Annotated in this window: 22 protein-coding genes; 14 read left to right on the forward strand and 8 right to left on the reverse strand. The window is 47.6% G+C overall.

Annotated elements, in window-relative coordinates; translation table 11 throughout:
- The first annotated feature begins 19 nt into the window (after positions 1-19).
- Genes ABV409_RS06540 through ABV409_RS06550 form a run of 3 tightly spaced genes read left to right on the forward strand, consistent with a single transcriptional unit; the run spans position 20 to position 3356 of the window.
- Positions 20-2263, forward strand: a complete 2244-nt coding sequence (locus ABV409_RS06540) for a TonB-dependent receptor (RefSeq protein WP_353876745.1) — start codon at positions 20-22, stop codon at positions 2261-2263.
- 16 nt (positions 2264-2279) lie between these two features.
- Complete coding sequence (locus tag ABV409_RS06545; RefSeq protein WP_353876746.1) at positions 2280-2639, forward strand: heavy-metal-associated domain-containing protein; 360 nt, start codon at positions 2280-2282, stop codon at positions 2637-2639.
- Entirely contained in the window at positions 2640-3356 is a 717-nt protein-coding gene (locus tag ABV409_RS06550; RefSeq protein WP_353876747.1) for a heavy-metal-associated domain-containing protein, read from the forward strand.
- Positions 3357-3431: 75 nt separating this feature from the next.
- Here the strand turns inward: ABV409_RS06550 and groL are convergent, their stop codons facing one another.
- The 7 genes from groL to miaB all read right to left on the reverse strand — a co-directional run bounded on the left by groL (position 3432) and on the right by miaB (position 10098).
- Entirely contained in the window at positions 3432-5063 is a 1632-nt protein-coding gene (gene groL, locus ABV409_RS06555; RefSeq protein WP_353876748.1) for a chaperonin GroEL, read from the reverse strand.
- 83 nt (positions 5064-5146) lie between these two features.
- A complete protein-coding gene (locus tag ABV409_RS06560; protein ID WP_353876749.1) occupies positions 5147-5425 on the reverse strand; it encodes a co-chaperone GroES in 279 nt (92 codons plus the stop codon).
- Positions 5426-5572: 147 nt separating this feature from the next.
- Positions 5573-5941 (reverse strand): preprotein translocase subunit SecG, encoded by a 369-nt coding sequence (secG, locus tag ABV409_RS06565; RefSeq protein WP_353876750.1) that lies wholly within the window; start codon positions 5939-5941, stop codon positions 5573-5575.
- Positions 5942-5945: 4 nt separating this feature from the next.
- The gene (locus ABV409_RS06570) at positions 5946-6848 is read right to left on the reverse strand and encodes a DUF8458 domain-containing protein (RefSeq protein ID WP_353876751.1); all 903 of its coding nucleotides are present in this window, start codon (positions 6846-6848) and stop codon (positions 5946-5948) included.
- Positions 6848-7366 carry an LptE family protein gene (locus ABV409_RS06575; protein ID WP_425589996.1) on the reverse strand — a complete coding sequence of 173 codons (519 nt, stop codon included), beginning with the start codon at positions 7364-7366 and terminating at the stop codon, positions 6848-6850. Before ABV409_RS06575 ends, ABV409_RS06570 begins: the two co-directional genes overlap by 1 nt.
- Before the next feature lie 12 nt (positions 7367-7378).
- Positions 7379-8647, reverse strand: a complete 1269-nt coding sequence (locus tag ABV409_RS06580) for a sigma-54 interaction domain-containing protein (protein WP_353876753.1) — start codon at positions 8645-8647, stop codon at positions 7379-7381.
- An 11-nt stretch (positions 8648-8658) separates the two neighbouring features.
- A complete protein-coding gene (miaB, locus tag ABV409_RS06585) occupies positions 8659-10098 on the reverse strand; it encodes a tRNA (N6-isopentenyl adenosine(37)-C2)-methylthiotransferase MiaB (protein ID WP_353876754.1) in 1440 nt (479 codons plus the stop codon).
- Positions 10099-10258: 160 nt separating this feature from the next.
- On the opposite strand from miaB, the gene ABV409_RS06590 reads away from it, so the two are divergent.
- The 9 genes from ABV409_RS06590 to ABV409_RS06630 all read left to right on the forward strand — a co-directional run bounded on the left by ABV409_RS06590 (position 10259) and on the right by ABV409_RS06630 (position 21629).
- Positions 10259-11497, forward strand: a complete 1239-nt coding sequence (locus tag ABV409_RS06590; RefSeq protein ID WP_353876755.1) for an LVIVD repeat-containing protein — start codon at positions 10259-10261, stop codon at positions 11495-11497.
- A gap of 1 nt (position 11498) precedes the next feature.
- Positions 11499-11864, forward strand: coding sequence for a hypothetical protein (locus ABV409_RS06595; protein WP_353876756.1), 366 nt, complete (start codon positions 11499-11501; stop codon positions 11862-11864).
- A 142-nt stretch (positions 11865-12006) separates the two neighbouring features.
- Positions 12007-14502, forward strand: a complete 2496-nt coding sequence (gene topA, locus ABV409_RS06600) for a type I DNA topoisomerase (protein WP_353876757.1) — start codon at positions 12007-12009, stop codon at positions 14500-14502.
- Positions 14503-14506: 4 nt separating this feature from the next.
- Positions 14507-15664, forward strand: coding sequence for a formimidoylglutamase (locus ABV409_RS06605; protein WP_353876758.1), 1158 nt, complete (start codon positions 14507-14509; stop codon positions 15662-15664).
- A gap of 123 nt (positions 15665-15787) precedes the next feature.
- A complete protein-coding gene (gene porK, locus ABV409_RS06610) occupies positions 15788-17170 on the forward strand; it encodes a T9SS ring complex lipoprotein PorK/GldK (RefSeq protein WP_353876759.1) in 1383 nt (460 codons plus the stop codon).
- A 75-nt stretch (positions 17171-17245) separates the two neighbouring features.
- The gene (porL, locus tag ABV409_RS06615; protein ID WP_353876760.1) at positions 17246-17896 is read left to right on the forward strand and encodes a type IX secretion system motor protein PorL/GldL; all 651 of its coding nucleotides are present in this window, start codon (positions 17246-17248) and stop codon (positions 17894-17896) included.
- 66 nt (positions 17897-17962) lie between these two features.
- Entirely contained in the window at positions 17963-19528 is a 1566-nt protein-coding gene (porM, locus tag ABV409_RS06620) for a type IX secretion system motor protein PorM/GldM (protein WP_353876761.1), read from the forward strand.
- A 22-nt stretch (positions 19529-19550) separates the two neighbouring features.
- The gene (gene porN, locus ABV409_RS06625; protein WP_353876762.1) at positions 19551-20453 is read left to right on the forward strand and encodes a type IX secretion system ring subunit PorN/GldN; all 903 of its coding nucleotides are present in this window, start codon (positions 19551-19553) and stop codon (positions 20451-20453) included.
- 108 nt (positions 20454-20561) lie between these two features.
- Positions 20562-21629 (forward strand): NAD(P)/FAD-dependent oxidoreductase, encoded by a 1068-nt coding sequence (locus ABV409_RS06630; protein ID WP_353876763.1) that lies wholly within the window; start codon positions 20562-20564, stop codon positions 21627-21629.
- Here ABV409_RS06630 and ABV409_RS06635 read toward each other — a convergent pair.
- Positions 21605-21997 carry a DUF983 domain-containing protein gene (locus tag ABV409_RS06635; protein WP_353876764.1) on the reverse strand — a complete coding sequence of 131 codons (393 nt, stop codon included), beginning with the start codon at positions 21995-21997 and terminating at the stop codon, positions 21605-21607. The genes ABV409_RS06630 and ABV409_RS06635 overlap by 25 nt on opposite strands.
- Before the next feature lie 64 nt (positions 21998-22061).
- Between ABV409_RS06635 and ABV409_RS06640 the strand changes: the two genes are divergently transcribed.
- On the forward strand, positions 22062-23972 hold the full coding sequence (locus tag ABV409_RS06640) for an ABC-F family ATP-binding cassette domain-containing protein (RefSeq protein ID WP_353876765.1): 1911 nt from the start codon (positions 22062-22064) through the stop codon (positions 23970-23972).
- Positions 23973-24112: 140 nt separating this feature from the next.
- The gene (locus ABV409_RS06645) at positions 24113-24997 is read left to right on the forward strand and encodes a leucine-rich repeat domain-containing protein (protein ID WP_353876766.1); all 885 of its coding nucleotides are present in this window, start codon (positions 24113-24115) and stop codon (positions 24995-24997) included.
- Positions 24998-25129: the final 132 nt, after the last annotated feature.

Below are 25129 nucleotides of genomic sequence, written 5' to 3' on the forward strand. Positions count from 1 at the left end.
GTTCAAATCAAATAGTACAATGAAAAAAATTTTAGGCTTGCTTATTGCCTTACAAATAAGTGTTTTCACGGTCGGTGCCCAAGAAAAAATCGAGGGTATGGTCATGGAAGCGAACGATGCCGGCAAGCATATCGGCTTGGCCGGGGCCAATGTGTATTGGCTGAATTCCCCAATCGGAACGATTACCAATGATGAAGGCTTATTTTCGATCCCTTACAGCAAGGAATACGATCGACTGGTCATTAGTTTCGTTGGCTTCGAAACCGATACTATAACTATCGAGAGTCCGAGAATGGTGCACCATTGGTTGCGTCCTTCGAATCAGCTTGATGAAGTGGTGGTCGAAAAAAAACGCGATGCGTTGCAAAAGACCTTTTTGAGTTCGCAAAACGTGGTAACGATCAACAGTGCCGAACTCTTGAAAGCTGCCTGCTGCAACCTATCGGAAAGTTTTGAGACCAACCCGGCCATCGATGTGAATTTCAACGATGCCTTGACCGGAACCAAGCAAATCCAAATGCTCGGGTTGACCAGTCCGTACTTGCTGATCACCCAAGAGAACATACCCATGGTACGTGGGGCCTCACAGATTTACGGGCTTACTTTTACGCCTGGGACTTGGGTAGAAAGCATCCAGATTACCAAGGGTGCCGGAAGCGTGATCAACGGTTTCGAAAGCATCTCTGGGCAGATCAATACCGAATTGGTCAAACCGTTCACCGATAACCCGATTTTCGTAAACGGCTACGCCAACTTAAACGGGCGTTTGGAGTTGAATGCGCACTTCAACAAGGTCTTGTCCGACAAATGGAGTACAGGCCTATACTTGCACGGAAACCAACGCACGGTCGAAGTCGACAATAATGACGATGGCTTTTTGGATGTGCCCTTGGCCGACCAGATCAACATCCAAAACCGTTGGCAGTTCCAAGATGCCGAGAAGGGGTGGATCGGTTTTTTGAATCTACGGTTCTTGAATGATGAAAAGCAGGTAGGGCAGACGATATTCAATCCGGATACCGATCGCTTTACGATCAATGCCTGGGGCAGTGAAATCGATACCCGAAGGTATGATGCCTCCGTGAAGTTGGGGTATGTGTTCCCTGAACTTCCCTTTCAAAGTGTCGGGTTCCAGGCGGCGTACAGCAACCATCGACAAGAGTCGTACTTTGGGTTCAATCGCTATGATATCGATCATGAGAGCCTGTATTCCAATGTCATATTCAATTCCATCATCGGCAATACCAAGCATAAGTTCAAAACCGGCTTTTCCCTAGCATATGATAGCTATGATGAGCTGGCGAACAATGTAATCTACCAACGGGTCGATAATTCAGCAGGGGCCTTTTTTGAGTACAGTTTTGATGACTTGGAAAAGGTCAGCCTTACGGCTGGTCTTCGGGTCGATTCACACAACCGTATCGGGGAGTTCGTTACCCCGCGTTTCCATATTCGGTATACCCTGTGGGAATTGGGAAGCTTACGCGGTTCGTTCGGTATCGGGCGTCGGGTGCCCAATTTTTTTGCTGAGAACCAACAATTGTTCGGTTCTGCCCGTTCGATCCAGTTGGTGGGCAATGGCGGCAATGTGTATGGGCTCGATGCTGAGAAGGCCACCAATTTCGGAATCAGTTTTTTGCAGGGCTTCAACCTCTTCGATCGCCCGGGCAACATATCGATTGATTTTTACCGCACCGATTTCCAAAACCAAGTGGTGGTCGATTGGGAAAATCCGAGGGAGATCCTTTTCACGAATTTGGATGGTGACAGTTACGCCAATAGCTTGCTAATCGAGTTGAACCATGAGATCTTACCCAAGTTGGAGGTGCGTACGGCCTACAAATTCTATGATGTCAAGACCCAGTATCAAACCGGGCTGCTGCAGCGGCCCTTGACCGCGCGTAACCGGTTCTTTGCGAATTTAGGGTACGAAACGGATGTTACGGATCAAGGTTCCCAATGGCGTTTCGACTATACCTTGCATGTGGTTGGGCCACAACGGCTGCCCAGTACCGCTGCCAATCCGATCCCCTTGCAATTGGGTGATTTTTCGGCAGGGTATTCTTTGATGAACGCCCAGGTTACCAAAGTATTTTCGAAAAAGTTCGAAATCTACCTGGGGGGAGAAAACCTAACCGCTGAAAGGCAACAAGGTCCGGTGCTTAGTGCGGGCAACCCTTTTAGCGAGAATTTTGATACGAGCATTGTCTATGCGCCTATTTTGGGGCGGATGATCTATGCCGGATTCCGATTTAAATCTTAACTTAAAACTAGTACTTATGAAACATACAATTTTCACTTTAGCGCTCGCCTTGTCTACCGTGGTGACATTTGCCCAACAGAAGAACAAAAAAATGGCCTTCGAAGTCGATGGCAATTGTGAGATGTGCAAAATGCGCATCGAAAAAGCCGCCTTGGAAGTGGCTGGAGTCAAGTTTGCCGATTGGAACATTCCCAGTCATGAATTGACGCTGATCGTCGATGAGCGAAAAACCAATGCCATGGCCATCAAGTCGGCAATCGCTGCGGTAGGCCATGACACCAAGGAGCTCAAAGCGACCGAAGAGGCATATAACAAGGTGCATCCTTGTTGCAGGTATCGTGATGGAGAGCCTGAAAAGCATGAAGGCCATCATTAAATGGAACAGCGATTAAATATATCGGGCATGACCTGTCAGGGTTGTGTCAAATCGGTGACCGAGAAACTTTCAAAGGTCTCGGGTGTCGAAGGAGTACAGGTGGATTTGGAAGCGGGCACTGCGGCCATTTCCTCCCCGGTTCCCATCAATATCGGAGCCCTGCGTTCGGCGTTGCCCGAGAAGTATCGAATTTCTCCCGTAGAAGACCCGATCATCCAGGATACTATGGGGGAGGAGGTTTCAAAATGGCGGCAATTGCGCCCCCTATTCCTGATTTTCACCTACCTTTTTGGGGCTTCCTTCTTATTGAATTTCAATGCATGGGATTGGAACGCGGCGATGTTGGATTTTATGGGTTTGTTCTATATCGTCTTCAGCTTTTTCAAGTTCCTTGACCTAAAGGGCTTTCCCGAAAGTTTTCGCATGTACGACCCGTTGGCAAAACTAGTGCCGGCTTACGGATGGGTATATCCGTTTTTGGAGTTGGTCTTAGGGCTATTGTTCCTGATGCGGATCCAAGTGCAGCTTGCTTTGGTGTTGACCATCGTCATTCTCGGGATTACGACCGTTGGGGTGACCAGAACCCTCTTGGATAAAAAAGCGATCCGTTGCGCTTGTTTGGGAACCGCCTTGAAATTGCCGATGACCGAGGCTACTTTTATCGAGAACGCCATCATGCTGATTATGGCAATCGCCATGTTGGTGCCACTGATCTGATGGTAGCTAACGGTTTGTTTTAAAATAAAAAACGCCCTGAATTCAGGGCGTTTTTTCATGTATATGGGAGATGGTTTACATCATTCCTGGCATTCCTCCGCCACCCATTGGCGGCATGGCAGGGGCATCTTCCTTAATATCGGTCAAGGCACATTCGGTGGTCAAGATCATTCCTGAAACCGAAGCGGCGTTTTCCAAGGCGACACGGGTCACTTTCTTTGGATCGATGATCCCGGCCTTCATCATTTCGACATACTTGTCGGACTTGGCATCGTAACCGAAATCGTTTTTGCCGTCCAATACTTTGGCAACGACGACCGAACCTTCACCACCCGCATTCTCAACGATGGTACGCAATGGCGATTCGATGGCACGTGCAACAATTTGCAGACCGGTAGCCTCGTCATCATTCTCAGTGGCTACTTTCGTCAACACCGATTTCGCACGGACCAAGGCAACGCCACCACCGGCAACGATTCCTTCTTCAACGGCAGCCCTAGTGGCATGCAACGCATCGTCAACGCGGTCTTTCTTCTCCTTCATTTCGACTTCCGAAGCAGCACCGACATAAAGTACGGCAACCCCACCGGCCAATTTGGCCAATCGTTCTTGAAGTTTCTCTTTATCGTAATCCGAAGTAGTCGTTTCGATCTGTGATTTGATCTGGTTGACCCTGGTTTTGATGTTCTTGGCAGACCCGGCCCCATTGACGATGGTCGTATTGTCTTTGTCGATGGTCACCCTTTCGGTGGTACCCAACATATCGATGGTGGCGGTTTCCAAGGAGAACCCGCGCTCTTCCGAAATAACAGTACCGTTGGTCAAAATGGCGATGTCTTCCAACATTGCTTTTCTACGATCTCCGAAACCGGGCGCTTTGACCGCGGCGATTTTCAATGATCCGCGCAGTTTGTTCACGACCAAGGTAGCCAAGGCCTCCCCGTCGACATCTTCGGCGATGATCAACAATGGTTTCCCAGATTGGGCAACAGGCTCCAACACGGGTAAAAGATCCTTCATGGCCGAGATTTTCTTATCGAACAACAAGATGTACGGATTGTCCAAATCAGCGATCATTTTTTCCGAATCGGTAACGAAGTAAGGAGACAAGTACCCACGATCGAACTGCATTCCTTCAACGACGTCTACATAGGTGTCGGTTCCTTTGGCTTCCTCAACGGTGATGACCCCTTCTTTGCCTACTTTTTCGAAGGCTTGGGCGATCAAATCACCGATAGCTTCGTCGTTGTTGGCAGAGATCGCAGCAACTTGCTTGATTTTCTCAGAAGAATCACCCACTTTTTTGGATTGCTTCGCCAAGTTTTCGACGATGGCCTCAACGGCCTTGTCGATTCCGCGCTTCAAGTCCATAGGGTTGGCACCCGCAGCGACGTTCTTTAGGCCTTCCTTGACGATGGCCTGGGCCAATACGGTAGCCGTAGTGGTTCCGTCACCGGCGAGGTCATTGGTTTTGGAAGCGACTTCCTTGACCATTTGCGCCCCCATGTTCTCCAGGGCGTCTTCCAATTCAATTTCTTTGGCTACGGTAACCCCGTCTTTGGTGACTTGAGGGGCCCCGAAGGATTTGCTGATGATCACGTTACGACCTTTTGGGCCTAAGGTAACCTTGACCGCGTTCGCCAAGGCATCAACCCCTTTCTTCAGGCCGTCACGGGCGTCTATATCGAATTTGATGTCTTTTGCCATTTCTTTTTGGTTTTGTGGGTCCCTTTATGCAGGAACCTTGATATACATTAGATAGTTTTTCGGAATAGGAAATTCCAATGCTGTTAGACGATTGCTAAAATGTCACTTTCACGCATGATTAGGTAATCGGTACCTTCGAATTTCAATTCGGTACCTGCGTATTTTCCGTAGAGTACGGAATCACCCACGTTGACGGTCATCGCCTCGTCTTTGGAACCGGGTCCTACGGCAACGACTTTCCCTTTTTGTGGTTTCTCCTTCGCAGTGTCGGGAATGATGATGCCTGAAGCCGTTTTGGTTTCGGCCGCCATGGGCTCGATCAAGACCCTATCTGCCAATGGTTTGATGTTAACTTTAGCCATTTTATTGATTTTTATGTATTAGTTTTTTAGAATCTGCAATTTTTTTGACAGAAATTGTGCCAATGCGCAAAAACTGACAATCCGTAAACAAAAAATGCCAGCTTGTCACAAAAGCTGGCATTCTTCATTTCATATCGTCTCCCAATCTTATCGGATCGTGTCCGCTGGGTTGTTTCCGTCAGTAGCAGGTACTTCTTCGGGTACCTCCTCGGGCAAGGTTTCGGGCACTTCGGCCTCAATGTCATCACCCTGCAACAATTTCGAGTCGACCACACCATAATTTCCTTTCAAGGCCACATTCGATAACAAGATCAATACGATCAACAGGGTTGCTAGGGTCCAGGTACTCTTATCCAAAAAATCACCGGTTTTCTTCACTCCACCGACAACTTGGTTACCACCACCGCCGAATGATGACGACAAGCCACCACCTTTTGGGTTTTGTACCATGATCACCAATACCAAAAGAAGGCAAACGGCGATTATCAGAATCAAAAATATGCTAAACGTACTCATTGTCTCAATCGTTATCTTTCTGCAATTGCTTCACTTCCCGAATTCGGTCTGCAAAGAAACCACTTTTTTCCGGATATTTCAAACTCAAGATCTTATACGATTGGATGGCCTTTTTGTACTTCTTTTGCTCGAGATACACTTTGGCCAAAGTCTCGGTCATTAGTTCGGTTTTATCGAATTTGACCGATTCTTTGATAGCCACTTTGGTCGTCTTTTCCTCCGAGGGTACGATCTTCGGTCGGCTTTCGATGAACTTGTCCAACAATTCGAACTTTTTCTTCTTATCGAGCGCTTGCTTCGCGGGTTCTTCACTGGTTTCCACCTTTCGTTCGATGGGTTTGAACGAGGTCAATTGCAACCATTCCGAAAAGGAATGGCGTTCACTCTTGGTAAAGGGTAGGGGCTTGCCCAGATTTAGTCCATCGGGGGTTTGAGTGTCGGTGTTCCCTTCTTCGATCTTCGCTTCCTCATCGGGTTCCGTCGTTTCGAAAAGTGCCGGATCCAAAATCTGTTCGGCATCCTTGATGTTTTGGGGCAAAGGCTCGGCCTCGGTTTCCCCTAAGATCACTTGGGCTTCCGGATTGGGTTCGATTTCTTCCGATACCGCTTGTTTCTCCTCCAACTTCGGAGAGCGGCCCAGCAGGCTATCGGCAATATTGTTTTGGGTGAACTCGTCTGAAGTAATCAAATCGAACAAGACTTCACGGTCGGTCGTATGGGCCGCGGTAAGTTTTAAGGCGTTGTTGTATTTATAGCTCTCCAAGTTTTTCAGTCCTTTCAAATGTAAGGCCCGGGCAGCTTGAAAATAGGGGTATTCATGCAGGATGTCTTCGAGCTCACGGGTCTGCTTCGGCGAGAGGATCGTGTTCGAATGTTGTAAGATCGCTATGAAGTCGGAAACGTTCATTACCAATCCGCGAGCGATGCATTGAAAATATCTTGGGTAATCCGTTCGAAGAGTACCTCATGGGCCTCGCTTTTGACGGACTCCAACAACTGGGTGCCCGGAAAGTCGAAAAAGAAGGAAAAACGGCGTTCGAAATCGACATCGTCTTTGGTCTTGTTGAAAAACCGGACGTTCACACTCATGGTCAAGCGGTTTTGGGCCGCCGTTTGATTGGCCGTGGCCGACATGGGCGACACGCGATACTCCACGATTTCGCCTTCATACAAGAGGTCGCCATTGCTATTGGTCAGGTTCAGACTGGTCAGGTTGGTGATCAAATCTTGCAAGGCAATGGTAAAGTCGCGGTCCAATTGGGGTTCGATGGTCGAACCAGGGGTCTGATCGGCGTAGTTTTGAAAAAAGTTGACCTGAAACGACTCTGCCGTACCGGTACTGGCCCCAGAAAAATTATAAAATCCGCATCCATTCAAGAATACTACGAGTGCGCCGGCCAAAAGTAAGGCCATTCGTTTTTTCATCATCCTATCGTCTTAAAGATCGTATTGTTTGATTTTTCGATACAAGGTGCGTTCCGAAATGCCCAATTCGACAGCGGCCGCTTTTCGTTTGCCCCGGTTGCGTTCCAATGACTTTTTGATCAATTCGATTTCCTTTTCCTGTAAAGATAAGGTTTCCTCTTCTTGGATTTCCTCGGCAAAATGATAGCGGTCTTCCGCCACGGGCTCTGGCCGTTGGGGTTCGACCACAGGTTCGGGCAGGTGCAAGACCTCTGCTGCATGGGTGTTGGTTTCGTCGACCACCTCGTCTTTGTTGCCGTAGATTTTGCGGATCAAGGTCTCGTTCTCTTGCTGTACCTTGGCCGAGTCATTATCCTTGAGCAATTCTAAGGTCAATTTCTTCAAATCGTTGAGGTCACCCTTCATATCGAACAACACCTTATAGAGGATTTCACGTTCGTTGCTGAAATCACTTTCCTTTTTCTCCGAACCGACCACGGCCGGCAGGTTGGTGGCATGGCTGGTGGGCAAATACCCATGTAAGGTATTCGCGCTGATCGATCGGGTTTCTTCCAAGACCGAAATCTGCTCGGCGATATTACGCAGCTGGCGGATGTTACCGGGCCATCGGTACTTTTGCAAGAGCGCTACAGCGGCTTCATCAAGACGTACCGTGGGCATTTTGTATTTCTGCCCGAAATCGGCCGCGAACTTACGGAACAGCAAATGGATGTCATCTTGCCGTTCACGCAAAGGGGGGATGTTGATTTCGACCGTGCTGAGACGGTAGTACAGGTCTTCACGGAATTTCTCTTTTTTGATGGCCTCGAACATGTTGATGTTGGTGGCCGCGACGATACGGACATCGGTTTTTTGTACTTGTGAAGAACCTACTTTCAAGAATTCGCCATTCTCCAACACCCGCAACAACCGTACTTGGGTCGTCAAAGGGAGTTCACCGACTTCATCAAGGAAGATGGTGCCGCCATCGGCCACTTCGAAATATCCGCTCCGGGTCTGGGTCGCTCCTGTAAACGCCCCTTTTTCATGTCCGAAGAGTTCACTGTCGATCGTGCCTTCAGGAATCGCTCCGCAGTTCACGGCGATGTACTTCGCGTGTTTGCGATGCGATAGGGAATGGATGATCTTGGGGATGGCCTCTTTACCGACCCCACTTTCACCGGTCACTAAAACCGATATATCGGTCGGGGCGACTTGGATCGCCTTTTCGAGGGCGCGGTTCAATTTCACATCGTTACCGATGAGTTCGAACCGTTGTTTTATTGCTTGAACGTTTTCCAAAATAGCTGTACTTATTCACTAAGGCCCACGGCCGTTCCCAACAAGGTGGCCGAGGTACAATCATTGATTTTTACATTGACGAAATCACCGATTTGATAGTTTTCCTTGGGGAAGACCACCACGGTATTCTGCGAGTTTCGACCCATCCAATGGGCGTCGGACTTCTTCGAATTTCCTTCGATCAACACTTCTTCTACCTTGCCGACATGTTGCTGGGTACGGTATAATGCGTGCTGCTGCTGCAGGTTGATGATCTCGTTCAAACGTCGTTTTTTGACCTCCTCTGGCACATCGTCTTCCAATTTTCGGGCGGCCAAGGTTCCCGGTCGTTCCGAATAAGCGAACATAAAACCGAAATCGTACTTGACATACTCCATCAATGAAAGGGTATCTTGATGGTCTTCCTCGGTCTCGGTCGGAAAGCCACTGATCATATCCTGGCTGATCGCACAGTCTGGATTAATCCGTTTGATGTTGTCGATAAGGTCGAAATATTCTTGACGGGTATGCAATCGGTTCATGGCTTTGAGGATACGATCGCTACCGCTCTGCACCGGCAGGTGGATGTAATCACAGATGTTCTTGAAGCGGGCCATGGTTTCGATAACGTCCAAGGTCATGTCTTGTGGATTGGAGGTTGAAAACCGGATGCGCATTCTGGGCTGGGCCAAAGCGACCAACTCCAACAATTTGGCAAAATTGACCGAGGTGGCTTTTTGCATTTCAGTGGCCTTTTCGAAGTCTTTTTTCAAACCGCCCCCGTACCATAGGTAGCTATCGACATTTTGGCCCAATAAGGTAATCTCTTTGAAGCCACGTGACCACAGATCGTTGACTTCATCGACGATCGATTGTGGATCTCGACTACGTTCACGGCCCCGGGTAAAAGGCACGACGCAAAAGGTGCACATGTTATCACAGCCGCGGGTGATCGAAACGAAGGCGGTCACCCCATTCGAATTCAAGCGAACCGGAGCCACATCGCCATAAGTCTCATCTTTCGATAAGATCACGTTGACCGCGTTTCGGCCTTCGTCGATTTCTTGGATCAAATTCGGTAGGTCTTTATAGGCATCGGGCCCCACCACCATATCGACGATTTTTTCTTCTTCGAGGAACTTGCTTTTCAAGCGTTCGGCCATACAGCCGAGCACCCCTACCTTCATGTTCGGATTGACCTTTTTGACGGCATTGAATTTCTCAAGACGTTTGCGTACGGTCTGCTCCGCTTTTTCGCGGATCGAACAGGTGTTCACCAAAACCAAATCGGCCTCGGCTAGCTCCTGGGTGGTGTTGAACCCCTCTTTGGCCAATATGGAAGCCACGATCTCACTGTCAGAAAAATTCATCTGACAACCATAACTTTCGATGTAAAGTTTCCGGTCGTTCGTGGCCTTGCTCTCGACCAAGGTCGCAGTGCCTTGGGCACGTTCGTCCATTGTTTTTTCCATAGGTTTTCCTGCTTCCCTCATCTACGCTTAATAAGGGTGCAAAGATAGTGCTTAATCCATGTTTATGACAATTTGTCAGCTTTTTTTTAAGAAAGAGGCACGCAACTTTGTTTAACGAAAACCATCTAAATTCTAAATTCCACACTAAAAAATTAAACAAATGAAAAAGAATGCCCTATTATTCTTGACCCTGATCACTGCTACTTTTTTTTCCTGTAATGACGACAACGCCGATGATGGTGAATTTGCCGATTTCTTGGTGGCCCGACCTTTGGTCATCAGTCGCGCTGAATTCGAAGATAGCGTGGCCATAGTCGACCCACTTCCTATCGAGGAGTCTGGGAAAATATACGCCTATCAAAACCTGATATTCGTGAACGATACCTATAAAGGTATTCATGTCATTGACAATTCGAATCCGGCCTCCCCAACGAAAATAGCCTTTATCAATATCGCGGGCAATGTCGATATTTCGGTCAAGGATGGGTTCCTGTATGCCGATAGTGTTACCGATTTGTTGGTCATTGATATTTCGGACATCCAAAGTATCGAGGTCATCAACCGATTGGAGAATGTCTTACGCGATAATATCGTTTGGCCCAATGCTGATATTTTCGAATGGGAGGGACTCGATAATGATGAGATTTTGGTTGGATGGGAAACCGTGACCGAACGCCGGCGCATCGATGAGGTGCAACCGGATATCGCTTTTTTCGAAGATGCGGCGACCAATGACTCCGGAGGCGATACAGGTCAGGGTGGTTCATTGGCACGTTTTAAGATCGTTGGCGATTTTCTCTATGCGGTCGATAGCCATTCCATCAACGTATTCGATATTTCCGATCTGTCGCAGCCCCAAGATCTCGATGATGTCTATGCCGGTTTTGATATCGAAACCATCTTCAACAAGGGCGAACACCTCTTCTTAGGGAGCATGCGCGGTATGTATATCTACGATATCAGCAGTCCGGCCACTCCGACTTACGTTTCCGAATTCCAACACGGTACCGCCTGTGATCCGGTGGTCGTCGATGGTGACTATGCCTATGTAACCTTGCGTGGCGGTAATTTCTGTGGGGCCACGGAAAGCGGGTTGTACATTGTCGATATTTCGACCATCGAAACCCCTGAGCTCAAAGTCATCTATCCTATGGATGAACCATACGGACTTGGGGTCAAAGATGATAAACTGTTTGTTTGTGATGGAAGTTCCGGTTTGAAGGTATACGATAAATCAGGGGTGCCCGATTTGCCGCAATTGAACCATTTTCAAGATATCGTGACTTTCGATGTCATTCCGATGCAAGAGCAATTGTTGATGGTCGGTGACGGGGTGTTGTATCAGTATGAGTACCTTGACGATTCGATCGAGTTGATCAGTACCCTAAACTTGAATTGATATGAGACGATACCTATATAGTATGCTGATCGTGGCCGTATGTTTCACGGCCTGTGATGCCGAAGATGATGAACTCGATCTTGACGAACAGTTCGAAGCCCTGGTGGCATTGTCCGAAAGCGTGACTTGTGTCGATCCGGCCGAATGGCGTGTTGCCGGTATCGGGGCCAAAGCCTGTGGCGGTCCTTCAGATTACATTGCCTATTCGGTAGCCATCGACACCTTGGATTTTTTGCAACGATTGGAAACCTACAACGAAGGGGTCGCGGCCCGAATTGCCGACTCAGGCCTGTTTTCCGATTGCAGTATCACACCCCCGCCCAGGGCGGTAAGCTGTGAGAACGGTAAGGCCGTTTTAATGTATTGACGTACCGATGAGGTACATTGATTATTTCCTTTTTATACACTTTTAAGCAGGTATTCCGTACCTGCTTTTTTTATGTGGGATGTACGCCCTCGCGATCGGAATTAAAAAATTGCCATACTTTTGTTTTCGCAAAACCTATTGAATGCCAAAGAATTTAGTAATTGTCGAGTCCCCGGCCAAAGCAAAGACCATTGAACGATTTCTAGGAAAGGATTTTCAGGTTGAATCCAGTTTCGGCCATATCGTCGACCTACCCTCCAAGGAGTTGGGGGTCGATGTCGAGAAGAACTTCGAACCGAAATATATCGTTGATAAAGAGAAAAAGGCCCTTGTCAAAAAATTGAAGGACCTGGCCAAAAAAGCCGAGACCATATGGCTGGCCAGTGATGAAGACCGCGAAGGGGAGGCCATATCATGGCACCTTGCTGAAAAGTTGGGCCTGGATCGTTCGAAGACCAGACGCATCGTCTTCAACTCGATTACGAAATCGGCCATTCAAAAGGCCATTGACAATCCGCGTGAGATCAATTACAATTTAGTGAATGCCCAACAGGCACGACGGGTTTTAGACCGTTTGGTGGGGTATCAGCTCTCACCGGTGTTATGGAAGAAAATCAAACCCGGGCTTTCTGCCGGTCGGGTGCAATCCGTAGCCGTACGATTGATCGTCGAGCGCGAACGGGCGATCGAAGCCTTTACCCCTGAAGCCACATTTCGGGTTCGGGGTATTTTCAAAACGACCAATGGAAAGGCTTTTGAGGCACGATTAGGCAAAACCTTTGATTCGAAGGCCGCGGCGGAAGCTTTTTTGAAGCAAAACATCGGTGCGGAATTCGAGGTGGGGAACCTCGATAAGAAACCGGCTAAAAAATCACCGGCCGCCCCCTTTACGACTTCGACCTTACAACAAGAAGCGTCACGGAAATTGTATTTCTCCGTAGCGCGTACCATGCAAGTCGCCCAGCGATTGTACGAAGCAGGATTGATTACCTATATGCGTACCGATAGCGTCAACCTTTCAAACGAGGCGTTGAACGCGGCCAAAGATGCCATTGTCGAGAATTATGGCGAGGCCTACAGTAAGGTGCGCAGTTATACCGGAAAATCGAAAGGGGCCCAAGAAGCGCATGAGGCCATCCGCCCTACCGATATGAAAATGCAACCCGTAGGTATCGGCACCTCGCTGGAACGGGATCAAGCCAAGCTCTACGAATTGATTTGGAAACGTACGCTCGCCTCCCAGATGAGCGACGCCCAGTTAGAGCGTACCAATGTGAAGATAAAAAGCAATACCCACGACCAAGAATTCGCCGCCAATGGTGAAGTCGTGAAATTCGATGGGTTCCTGAAGGTATACCTCGAAGGGGTCGATGAAGAGGATAAAGGAGATGAACAAGAGGGCATGTTGCCGGCAATGGCGATCGGTGACGCGTTGACCAATGATCATCTTACGGCAACGGAGCGGTTCTCAAGACCTCCCTATCGATTTACGGAAGCCTCCTTGGTCAAGAAACTCGAAGAATTGGGCATCGGACGACCTTCGACCTATGCCCCGACCATTTCGACCATACAGAACCGGGGCTATGTCGAAAAAGGAACCGTAGAAGGGGTAGAACGAAAATACAGCCAATTGCTGCTTGAAGCCGGCCAACTGACCGACAAGCAATTGGTAGAGACCGTCGGGTCTGACAAAGGAAAGATGGTGCCCACCGATATCGGAATGATCGTCAACGATTTCCTGGTCAGCCATTTCACCAATATTTTGGACTATAATTTCACGGCCAAGGTCGAAGAGGATTTCGATGAAATCGCCGCCGGCCAAGAAGATTGGCAAAAGGTGATGCGGTCCTTCTACAAGGATTTCCATCCGACCGTTCAAGATGTTGAAGAAAACGCGGAACGTGCCAGCGGTGAACGGGTGTTGGGCACCGATCCCAAAACAGGGCGTCAGGTGGCGGCACGTTTAGGACGCTTCGGACCCATGGTACAGATCGGTACCGTTGAAGAAGAGGAAAAACCTTTGTTCGCCAGTTTGCTGCCCGAACAGTCGATCAACACGATCACCTTCGAAGAGGCGATGACCCTGTTCGAACTTCCCAAAAAATTGGGTACCTATGAAGGAGAGGAAGTCGAATCGAACGTCGGCCGATATGGACCGTATGTACGATTTGGTAAAAAGTTCATTTCGTTGGACAAAGGCGAAAGCGCCTTCGAAGTCGATATGGACCGGGCCATTGAATTGATCAAGGCCAAGCAAAAGGCCGATGCCCCGATTGCGAAATACGAAAGCCATGACGTGACCAAAGGCGTCGGGCGCTTTGGACCCTTCATCAAATGGAACGGCATGTTCATCAACGTGAACAAGAAATACGACTTTGACAACCTATCACAAAATGACATTGTCGAATTGATAGAGGCCAAAAAGCAAAAAGAGATTGAAAAATTGATACAGGAATGGCCTGAAGAAGGTATCCGTATCGAAAAGGCCAGATGGGGTAGGCACAACATCATCAAAGGAAGGATCAAGGTCGAGTTGACCAAGGATGTCGATGCGACCAAGGTAACCTTGGAAGAGGCCCAAAGTTTGATCGAGAAGAAGTCCCCTAAGAAAACCAAAGCAAGAAAAAAGGCGAAATAAAACTATGGCATTCGATTTTTTGGTTCCCGTTAGTGATAAGGTGCTGGCGTTTACCGAATTTTTACCCCCACAATCCTTAGGGAAGAACATCTTCAAACACACGGCGAAAAAAGGACTGCCCGTTTTCGCGAATGCCTCGGTCGCGATTTTTGGGGTATTGGAATCTAGGAACGCTTTTGAAAAGAAACCCGCCACACTCGATATGGACGGGCTACGCCTCCAGCTCTACCGGTTGATGATGGGCAACTGGAATACCACCTTGATCGATATCGGTGATGTGGAAGCTGGCGAAACGGTTGAAGACACCTACTTCGTGGTCAAGGAGATCGTTGCCGGACTTTTGGAAGAAAAAATCATACCTATTATAATAGGGGCGACCCAAGACATCACCTTCCCTACCTATCGTGCCTTTGACAATATCAAGGACATGATCAATATCGTTTCGGTCGATAGTCGATTCGATTTCGGGGAAGATGACGAATTGATTTCATCACATTCCTATATGAGTCGGATCATTACCGACAAACCCAACAACCTCTACAACTTCTCGAACCTGGGGTATCAAAGTTATTTCAATGCCCAGGAAGAGATCGATTTGATGGAGCGTTTGTTTTTCGATGCCTATCGCCTGGGTGAGATCATTGCCGATATTTCTTTGGCCGAGCCGGTGCTGCGAAACGCCAACCTCGTCAGTATGGATATGCGTTCAGTACGAGCCGGCGAGATGGGTGTTACCCAAAACTTTTCGCCCAACGGTTTCAGCGGCCGTGAAATCTGTGCCATTGCACGCTACGCGGGCATGAGCGATAAGGTCACCGTGTTCGGTATTTATGAAATGGAAAACACTTCCCTTTCTTTTCAGCTTACCGCACAGATTTTATGGTATTTCATTGAAGGCCTGAGTTACCGCATTACCGAAGTGCCAAGTTCCGATGATGAGGATTTCACGAAGTTCACCGTACCCACCGATTCCGATGAGTTGATCTTCTATAAAAGCCATGTGACCGAAAGGTGGTGGGTCGAGGTACCATCGATTTTACCCGAGCATACTAAAAACAATTCGATCGCGTTATTACCATGCACCCAACAGGACTATTTGGATGCGTGCAACCAAATTATTCCCGAAAGGTGGTTCAAGGCCTATAAAAAAGGCTTCAACTAAACAAAAATAATTTTTGACGTTATAGTCGCTCCGACACAATAATTCCCTCAAAATTCAGTTTAGAGAGTAGAAAAATAGTGTTCGACCAGATTGTAATCTTAAATCGAAAATTTAACCTAAAGTATGAGAAAGCTATTATTGTCATCTATTGCACTTGTTTTTTTGCTCACAAGTTGTGGTTCAAAATCAAAGTCGAAAGGTGAATTGGTAGGGGTGAAAGGAAAGAAGTGGTACCCTGAGAAACCGTACGGGATGGAATTGATCCCAAGGGGTTCTTTCGTGATGGGTAAGGCAGAGGAAGATCAAGCCAAAGTCCTGAATGCACCCACGCGAACGGTTACCGTCCGTTCTTTCTATATGGATGACACCGAAATCACCAACAGTGAATACCGTCAGTTCGTCGAATGGGTCAAAGATTCAGTCGTACGCACCAAGTTGGCCATCTTGGCCGATGAGTTGGGCGTCGGACCTGAAGATGAAGGTATCGGTGAATTCGCATTCAAAGATGCCGACACCACCAAAATGTCGGTTTACGATAAATACATGCTCGACAATTATGCCGGGCTCGGTGAAACCGGATATGAAGGTAGGGCCTTGAATACCGATATCGATTTGGTATGGGATACTTCCGATTACCCGGATGAATTCTACACCGAGATCATGGATTCGTTGTACCTATCTGAAGAAGAGACCTATAACGGACAACGTACCATCGATGTCAAGCAATTGAAATACAAATACAATTGGATGGATATCGAAGCGGCCGCCCGATCACGTACCGGAAGCCGAAAAGACTTCATCAAGCAAGAAGAATACGAGGTGTACCCTGATACTACGGTATGGATCCGCGATTTCGAATACTCGTACAACGAGCCCATGCACAATGACTATTTCTGGCATGATGCGTACAGCGAATATCCAGTGGTCGGTGTGAATTGGGAACAAGCCAAGGCCTTCTGCCATTGGAGGACCAAATTCAAGAACGACGATCAAAAAGAGCGGGGTAGACAATTCGTCAACCAGTTCCGTTTGCCTACCGAGGCCGAATGGGAGTATGCCGCACGAGGGGGTATCGAAGGAGGTACCTACCCATGGGGTGGTCCTTACGTGATCAGTGATACGGGTTGTTTTATGGCGAACTTTAAACCGCAACGTGGTGATTACGCCGCTGATGCAGCCTTGTATACCGTTGAGGCCAAATCATACGAACCCAACGATTTCAACTTATACAATATGGCCGGAAACGTTTCTGAATGGACGAATTCAAGTTACGATCCAGGGGCCTATGAATATGTATCGACCATGAACCCGAATGCCGGTTCTGGCCAGAACAAACGCAAAGTCATCCGAGGGGGCTCTTGGAAGGATGTCGCTTATTTCTTGCAGGTGAGTACCCGTGATTACGAGTACCAAGATTCCGCAAGAAGCTACATCGGTTTCCGTACGGTCCAAGATTATATGGGTGAAGAAGACTCAGAACAACAACGAAGAAGAAGTAGTAGATAATAGAAAACGATTTTAAGGAACACTATACAAGCCTTTTAACCAAATTCTTATTATACTTAATTTAAAATTGAAATTATGGCACAGTCAAAATCAACAAAGAAACTGTTTAACATGGCCTACGGCCTTGGAGCATCGGTCGTTATTATCGGTGCATTGTTCAAGATCCTTCACTGGGAATTCGGACCACTGACCGGTGGATTACTACTTGCAGTAGGTTTGATTACCGAAGCATTGATCTTCGCGATCTCAGCCTTCGAACCTGTAGATGACGAATACGATTGGTCATTGGTATACCCTGAATTGGCCGGTGGTCAAGATAAAGGTACCAAGCAAGATGCCAAGATGGCCCAAGAATCCGAAGGGATCCTTTCCAAAAAATTGGACAACCTTTTGAAAGAAGCGAATATCGATTCTGAATTGTTCAACAGCTTGGGTGATAGCATCCGAAGCTTTGAAGGAGCTGCTAAAAACATCTCTCCGACTACCGACGCGATCCAACACACCAAGAAGTATTCTGAGGAGTTGTCTCACGCCGCTGCCCAAATGGAATCTTTGAACAGCTTGTACAAAGTACAATTGGAAAGCGCGAGCCGACAAGCTTCGATCAACGAGGAAGTCGTTCAGAATGCCGGTGCTTTGAAAGAGCAAATGGAGTCTTTGGCCACTAACCTATCTTCATTGAACGGAGTTTATGGCGGTATGCTTTCTGCCATGAGCAAAAACTAGTACTAATTAGAACACTGATTGAAAACCAAACCCGAATCATTTAATTAATTCTAATTAGTAAAAAACATGGCATCAGGAAAACAAACCCCACGTCAGAAGATGATCAACCTTATGTACTTGATCTTCATCGCGATGTTGGCCTTGAATATGAGCAAAGAGGTGCTTTCCGCTTTCGGTCTGATGAACGAAAAGCTGGAAGCCTCCAATGCGAAGACCACCGATAACAACAACGCCTTTTTGGCAAGTTTGGAGGTCAAAGCATCTGAAAATACCGAGAAATTCGGCCCGCTTTACGAAAAAGCGAGCCAGATCCAGAAACTATCCTCTGAATACTACAACTACTTGGGCGACTTGAAAAACCGCATGACCGAGAAGTTGGAAGACGACCAGGATTATGAAGTAATGGACAAGTCGGATTTCTTAGATCAAGAATTCTTCCAAGGTGATAACTATACCAAGGAAGGAAAAGATTTCGTCGGTCGTATCGACGGGTATAGAACCGAAGTATCCCGCATTTTGGGAGAGGATTTCAAAGAAGTCGCCTCGACTTTGGATAGCCGTTTCTCTACTGGTGAAAACGGAAAAGCCACAAACCGTGATGGGAAGAAAATCGATTGGTTGGATTACCATTTCAAAGGATTCCCATTGGTCGCTTCGTTGACCAAGATCACCCAATTGCAAGCTGATATCAAGGCTACTGAAGAAGAAGCCCTTTCAGCGATGTTGCAAGGAAAGTTGAGCGACGATTTGAAGATGACCAACTATACCACTTTGTTGGAGCAGGAGAAATCAGCCTTCTACGCTGGTGAGAAGTTCTCCGGTAACATCGTATTGGGTCGTAAAGACGCCACTACGCGACCTAATGAAGTGAACATTACTTTGGATGGTAGAAAGCTATCCGAAGGGTCTGACTTCGTTATCGAAGACGGTAAAGTGAAATTGTTGGTGAGCGCAGGTGCTCCTGGTGATCACAAAATCGAAGGGAATTTGGTTTTCCTTCAAGATGGTGAGCGTACCGAGGTTCCTGTTTCCTCTACTTTCGCAACGATTTCAAAACCGAATGCCGCGGTAATCGCCGCTGATAAAATGAACGTTGTATATCGTGGGGTTGCAAACCCAATGACGATTTCAATTCCAGGTATTCCTGACAATAAGGTCACCGCCTCTGCTCCAGGTCTTACTAAAAGAAGTGGTAGCAAGTATGTCATGAACCCAGGTAAAGGTCGTGAAGTAACGATCAGCGCCTCAGGGGTATTGCCTGACGGTCAGCGTATCAGCACTCCGGCTACCTTCCGTATCAAAGATATTCCACGTCCTGCAGGTGCCGTTCGCGGTGAGGCCGGGAGCATCAAGATGCCAAGAAGGAACCTTGAAGTTTCGACCATTACCGCCGTATTGGAAGACTTTGACTTTGACTTGAACCTTGCGATCAGCGGTTTCAAATTCAAAGTACCGGGTCAGCCTACCATCGCGGTCAAAGGGAACAAATTGGATGCGCGTGCGAAAAGCGCCTTGAAGCGTGCCAAGAGAGGTTCAGCCGTCCAGATTTTCGATATCCAAGCATTCATCAGCAACAACAGAAGCTACAAGTTGAAGAAAGTTTCTCCAGTCGTTGTTGAGCTTACAAACTAGAATAGAAAAGTAGATTATGATCATGAATTGGAAAAATGTATTGGTAGTTGCGGCTTTAGGTGTATTGCCTATGTCACTTGCGGCCCAGGCAAACATCTTGAATGCCAAAAAGCCGGAAGACGTCGGTAAGAAAACCGAAGCCCAAATGGAACAAGACAACGATGCTCCCTTAGAGTACGGGTATGTCGACGATAGGGATATCCTTTGGTCGAAGACCGTATGGGAAACCGTTGACTTGGATGAGCGCGTCAACTTCCCGTTGTACTATCCGACCGACACCATAGGTATCGGCGCCGATAGACGGTCATTGTACCACGTTTTGATGAAGAACATCCGAAACGGGAAACTGACCGACGTGTACACTGATTCGTACTTCACCGAAAAGAGGAAGTTCGATGACTTGACCGCTACATTGAGTAAGGTGGATACCACCGATTTAGGGTACGAACAATTCAATGCCGGAGAGCAGATCTCTGAGGAGTTCATCAACAAAAGAGATCTTACCGCTGCCGATATTGAGGAGTACCGAATCAAGGGTATCTGGTATTTCGACAAGCGACAAGGCGAGTTGAAGTACCGCATGCTGGGCATCGCCCCGGTAGCACCCGACGTTAACTTTATCGATGACGAATCTGTAGACCCAGGTGAAAACAAAGTAGAACTGTTTTGGGTTTGGTACCCTAGTGCCAGACAGATTTTGCATGAAGCCAAGGTCTTTAACAACCGCAACTCGGCACAGCCCATATCATTCGATATGTTGCTGAACGCGAGAAGGTTCAACGGCGTCATCTATAAGGAAGACAACGTCCATGGCGATCGTAAGATCACCGACTACGTTTTTGACAACGCCTTGTTCCAGTTGCTGGAGGCAAACCGCATCAAGGAAACCATCCGCGACCGCGAACAAGACATGTGGGCCTACTAAACCCACGAACTTTTCCAATTCCATAAAACAACGCCCCGGATTTTCCGGGGCGTTTTTTGTTTGTGGTAATAGGAGCAACCTCAGCCATACTTTGGATATCTTCGCAACATGATCGACTATTTGGTGGTAGGGAGTGGTTTGGCCGGAATCAGCTTTTGTGAGCGCTTGCAACAGCACGGCCATTCGTATCGGGTAGTCTCAGATAACTCCCAACAGGCTTCAAAGGTAGCAGGTGGGCTCTACAACCCCATCATCCTGAAACGCTTGACCATGGCCTGGAAAGCCGCTGAGCAGCTGGCCATGGCTCTTCCTTTTTATGCGGATCTTGAGAAGAAACTTTCCGTGGCACTTGACCATAAAGTAGCCGTTTTTCGAAAGTTCGCTTCCATTGAAGAACAGAACAATTGGTTTGCGGCTATGGATAAACCCGGATTCGATGCTTTTTTATCCCCCCGACTACAATCCAACACCCATCCCCATATCGAAGCACCTTATGGTTTTGGCGAGGTGATGCAGACCGGTCGCGTCGATACCAAGGTATTGTTGGATGCTTATCGAAAATACCTCACCAAGCAAAAAGTGCTTAAAGAGGAAGCTTTCGATCATACCATCCTCACCCTAGGTAAAGACCATGTGTCGTATAAAGGGCAAACCTATAAACAGCTGGTGTTCGCAGAAGGTTTCGGAATGCGCAACAATCCCTTTTTCGGATACTTGCCGATGAACGGCACCAAAGGGGAGTTGTTGACGGTCAAAATCCCCGGTCTGGGATTGGAACAGGTCCTGAAATCAGGAGTGTTCATGATTCCCCTTGGGGGCGAACATTACAGGATCGGGGCGACCTACAAATGGAAAGACAAGACCAACATACCGACCGAGGCGGCAAAGACCGAATTGCTTGATAAATTAAAGACCTTGTTGAAAGTCGACGTTGAGTTGGTCGAGCATGTAGCGGGCATTCGTCCAACGGTGGCTGACCGCAGGCCCTTGGTCGGCAGGCATCCCGAATACCCACAGCTCTACCTCCTTAATGGATTCGGTTCTCGAGGCGTGTTGATCGCCCCCTATGCCTCTCTGGGGTTGTATCAGCTGATCGAAAACGGGACCGCTCTAGATGAGGACATGGACCTGTCACGATTTACCAAAAAGTATTATGCCGCCGGATCGGCCAATTGAGCGGGATCGTATTTGATAAAGAAGTTGATCCAGATATTCCGGGACAAGCGGATGATGATCGGCAATAGCAACACCAAGGTCGCGATAATGGCGATAAAGGCCGTTTTTAAGGATGTTCCTATCAATAAGAAGGTAATCACGAAGGTAGCGATCGCAAAGGCGACACCCACACCATAACTGACGTACATGGCCCCATAAAAGAAGGAAGGTTCGATTTTGTATTTGGTTTGGCAATGCGAACAGCGGTCGTGCATTTTGAACAAGGCACCGACTTTGTAGGGGTTCTTGTGCACATACATGCTTTCACTGTGGCATTTTGGGCAACTTCCTGTTAAAATGCTGTAGAGTTTCGAGCCTTTTTTTAACATTTGCAGCGATTTTTGACAAAATTACGAAATCAAAACAGCCCATTCGGTAACTAAGATTACATAAATGCTCAACGTACACGATCTTTCGGTTTCTTTTGGTGGTGAATACCTCTTCGAGTCCATTTCGTTTCGGCTGAACGGGGGTGACCGTGTCGGATTGATCGGTAAGAACGGGGCGGGTAAATCGACCTTGTTGAAACTGTTGAGCAAGGAAATGGAAGCGGATACGGGCACCATCGCCTCCGACAAGCAAGTGGCCATCGGCTTTTTGAAACAGGATATCGATTTCGTCTTTGGCCGTACCGTTTTGGATGAGGCCTACCAGGCTTTTGGGGCTATCAAGGCCCTTGAGGCGCAATTGGAAAAAATCAACACCGATTTGGCCGAACGTACCGACTATGAAAGTGAAGGCTATCATCAGCTGATGGTAGACCTCAATGAGGTGACCCATCGCTATGAGATTATCGGGGGATACAATTACCAAGGGGACACTGAAAAGGTGTTGCTGGGATTGGGATTCAAGCGTGAGGATTTCAACAAGCTTACCGATACCTTCTCCGGTGGATGGCGCATGCGGATCGAACTGGCCAAATTGCTGTTACAGCAGAACGACGTTTTGCTTTTGGATGAACCGACCAACCACCTTGATATCGAATCGATCATTTGGTTGGAGCAATTTTTGAAGAGCTACGCAGGTGCCGTGGTGCTGGTCTCCCACGACAAAATGTTCTTGGATAATGTCACCAACCGAACCATCGAGATTTCGCTGGGCAGGATTTACGATTATAACAAACCCTATTCACAGTTCTTGGAATTGAGGGCAGAGATCAAGGAACAGCAGCGAAGTGCCCAGAAAAACCAAGAGAAACAGATACAGCAGACCGAACGGCTGATCGAAAAGTTCAGGGCGAAGGCAAGTAAGGCGTCCATGGCGCAGTCCTTGATCAAAAAGTTGGACCGGATCGACCGCATTGAAGTCGATGAGGACGATAGCAGTGTGATGAACCTGCGTTTCCCGGTTTCGGTCACCCCGGGTAAGGTAGTGGCCGAAGTGGAGGGCCTGTCAAAGCACTATGGGGAAAAAGAGGTGTTGCAACAGATCGATCTGCTTATCGAACGGGGGAGTAAGACCGCCTTTGTAGGTCAGAACGGGCAAGGCAAAACGACTTTGGCCAAGGTCTTGGTGGGCGAACTTGAGTACACCGGTGGATTGAAGTTAGGCCATAATGTGCAATTGGGTTATTTCGCCCAGAACCAATCCGATTATTTGGAGGGCGACAAAACCGTACTCGACACCATGATCGATGCCGCCAATGAAAGCAACCGCAGCAAGGTGCGCGATATCTTGGGTTCTTTCCTATTCCGCGGTGATGATGTCGACAAACAGGTCAAAGTACTGTCGGGTGGCGAACGTAACCGCTTGGCCTTGGCCAAATTGCTATTACAGCCCTTTAATGTCTTGGTCATGGATGAACCGACCAACCACCTCGACATCAAATCAAAGCATGTTTTGAAATCGGCCCTTCGCAATTTCGAAGGCACCTTGATCCTGGTCTCCCACGATCGTGATTTCCTCCAAGGGTTGTCCAATAAGGTATACGAGTTCAGGGATAAGAAAATCAAGGAATACCTGGGCGATATCGATTTTTATTTGGAGCAGCGCCAACTGGCCGATTTTCGAATGCTGGAGGCTAAAAGGGAAGCAGCGGGATCCAAAAAAGAGCAAGCTCCGAAAAAGGAGAACGACTACGAACAGCAGAAGAAAATCAAGTCGCTGAAAAACAAACTCAGCGGGGTCGAGAAGAAAATAGCCGCCTTGGAAAAGGAAATCGCCGAAATGGATCATGAACTCTTGATGAATTATGATGCGACCGTCGCTACCGAAGGCTTCTTTGATGGCTATCACGGAAAAAAAGGGGAGTTGGACGCATTAATGCTGCAATGGGAAACACTCTCAGAGGCCCTGGAAGGTTAATTTGTAGGAATTAACTTATGTTTACCACAAAAATCGGAAGGTTCACAACAAGAACCCCTGTCTTCACCTAATTTACTTGTTGTTATAGGATAATACGTATTTATTTGTAAGTAAATTCTTAATATTTGAATTTGCTGACCATGAGAAACCTAATCGTAATCCTTGTTTGCTGTACCGTATTCGCGGTTAGGGCCGACGACCAAATCAACGCTAAAGAGCGTAAGATCTTGGTGGAGCTGTTCGAAAGCACCCAAGGGTCCGAATGGCAGCATCCCTGGGATCTCAATGCCAGTGTATCCAACTGGAAAGGGATTACCCTAGTCGATAAGCATGTGGTTTCGATCAACCTGTTCAATAATAACCTGAACGGGGTATTGCCCGAAAGCATCGGCAAACTCAAACACTTGACTTATTTGAACCTGGCGTTCAACAACCTGACAGGGACTTTTCCAAAAACCCTGGTACAGTTGGAAAACCTCAAGGTGTTGAAGTTGGAAATGAACCGGCTGAAGGGAGAAATCCCAGACCGGATCGGCACCATGAAAAGCCTGGAGGAAATCTCCCTGTTCAATAATTTTTTGAGTGGGACCCTACCAGCTAGTTTGGGTGATATCAAGAATCTAAAGGTCTTGAACCTATCGAGCAACAACCTTAAGGGTGAGATTCCCCAATCGATCGGAAAACTGGCCCAACTAGAGCAACTGGGTTTGTTCGAAAACCGTCTCGAGGGAAGCATTCCAAGCGAGATGGGGCAATTGAAAAAATTAAAGGAATTGGTTTTGGCCAATAACCAACTGGGCGGTGATATCCCGAAGGAATTCGGTGATCTGGCCAGCCTGAAGATCTTACAGATACAGAACAATCGATTCAAGTCCTTCGAAGGATTGCATCTGATGGATACCAAACAGTTTTTGGTGTTCGATACCGATGACCGCAGTTTGAATCCATATAAAGAAATCAATCTTCAACCTACCCGTACGCGCATGGCCGATACGAAGTTTGAAGATGTTGACGATAATGAGTAGTTAGTTATACTTTAGTTTGTTTGGTTCGGGGACGCAGAGGTGTGTCCCCTTTTTTTGTTTCATACTTTCCCCAGAAGCGCTCAACATTTATGAAATATTTAACCAAGACCCCTTTCGCAAGGCAATAGCTTT

Origin of the sequence: Flagellimonas algarum, assembly GCF_040513375.1 — a bacterium.
Lineage (GTDB): Bacteria > Bacteroidota > Bacteroidia > Flavobacteriales > Flavobacteriaceae > Flagellimonas_B > Flagellimonas_B algarum.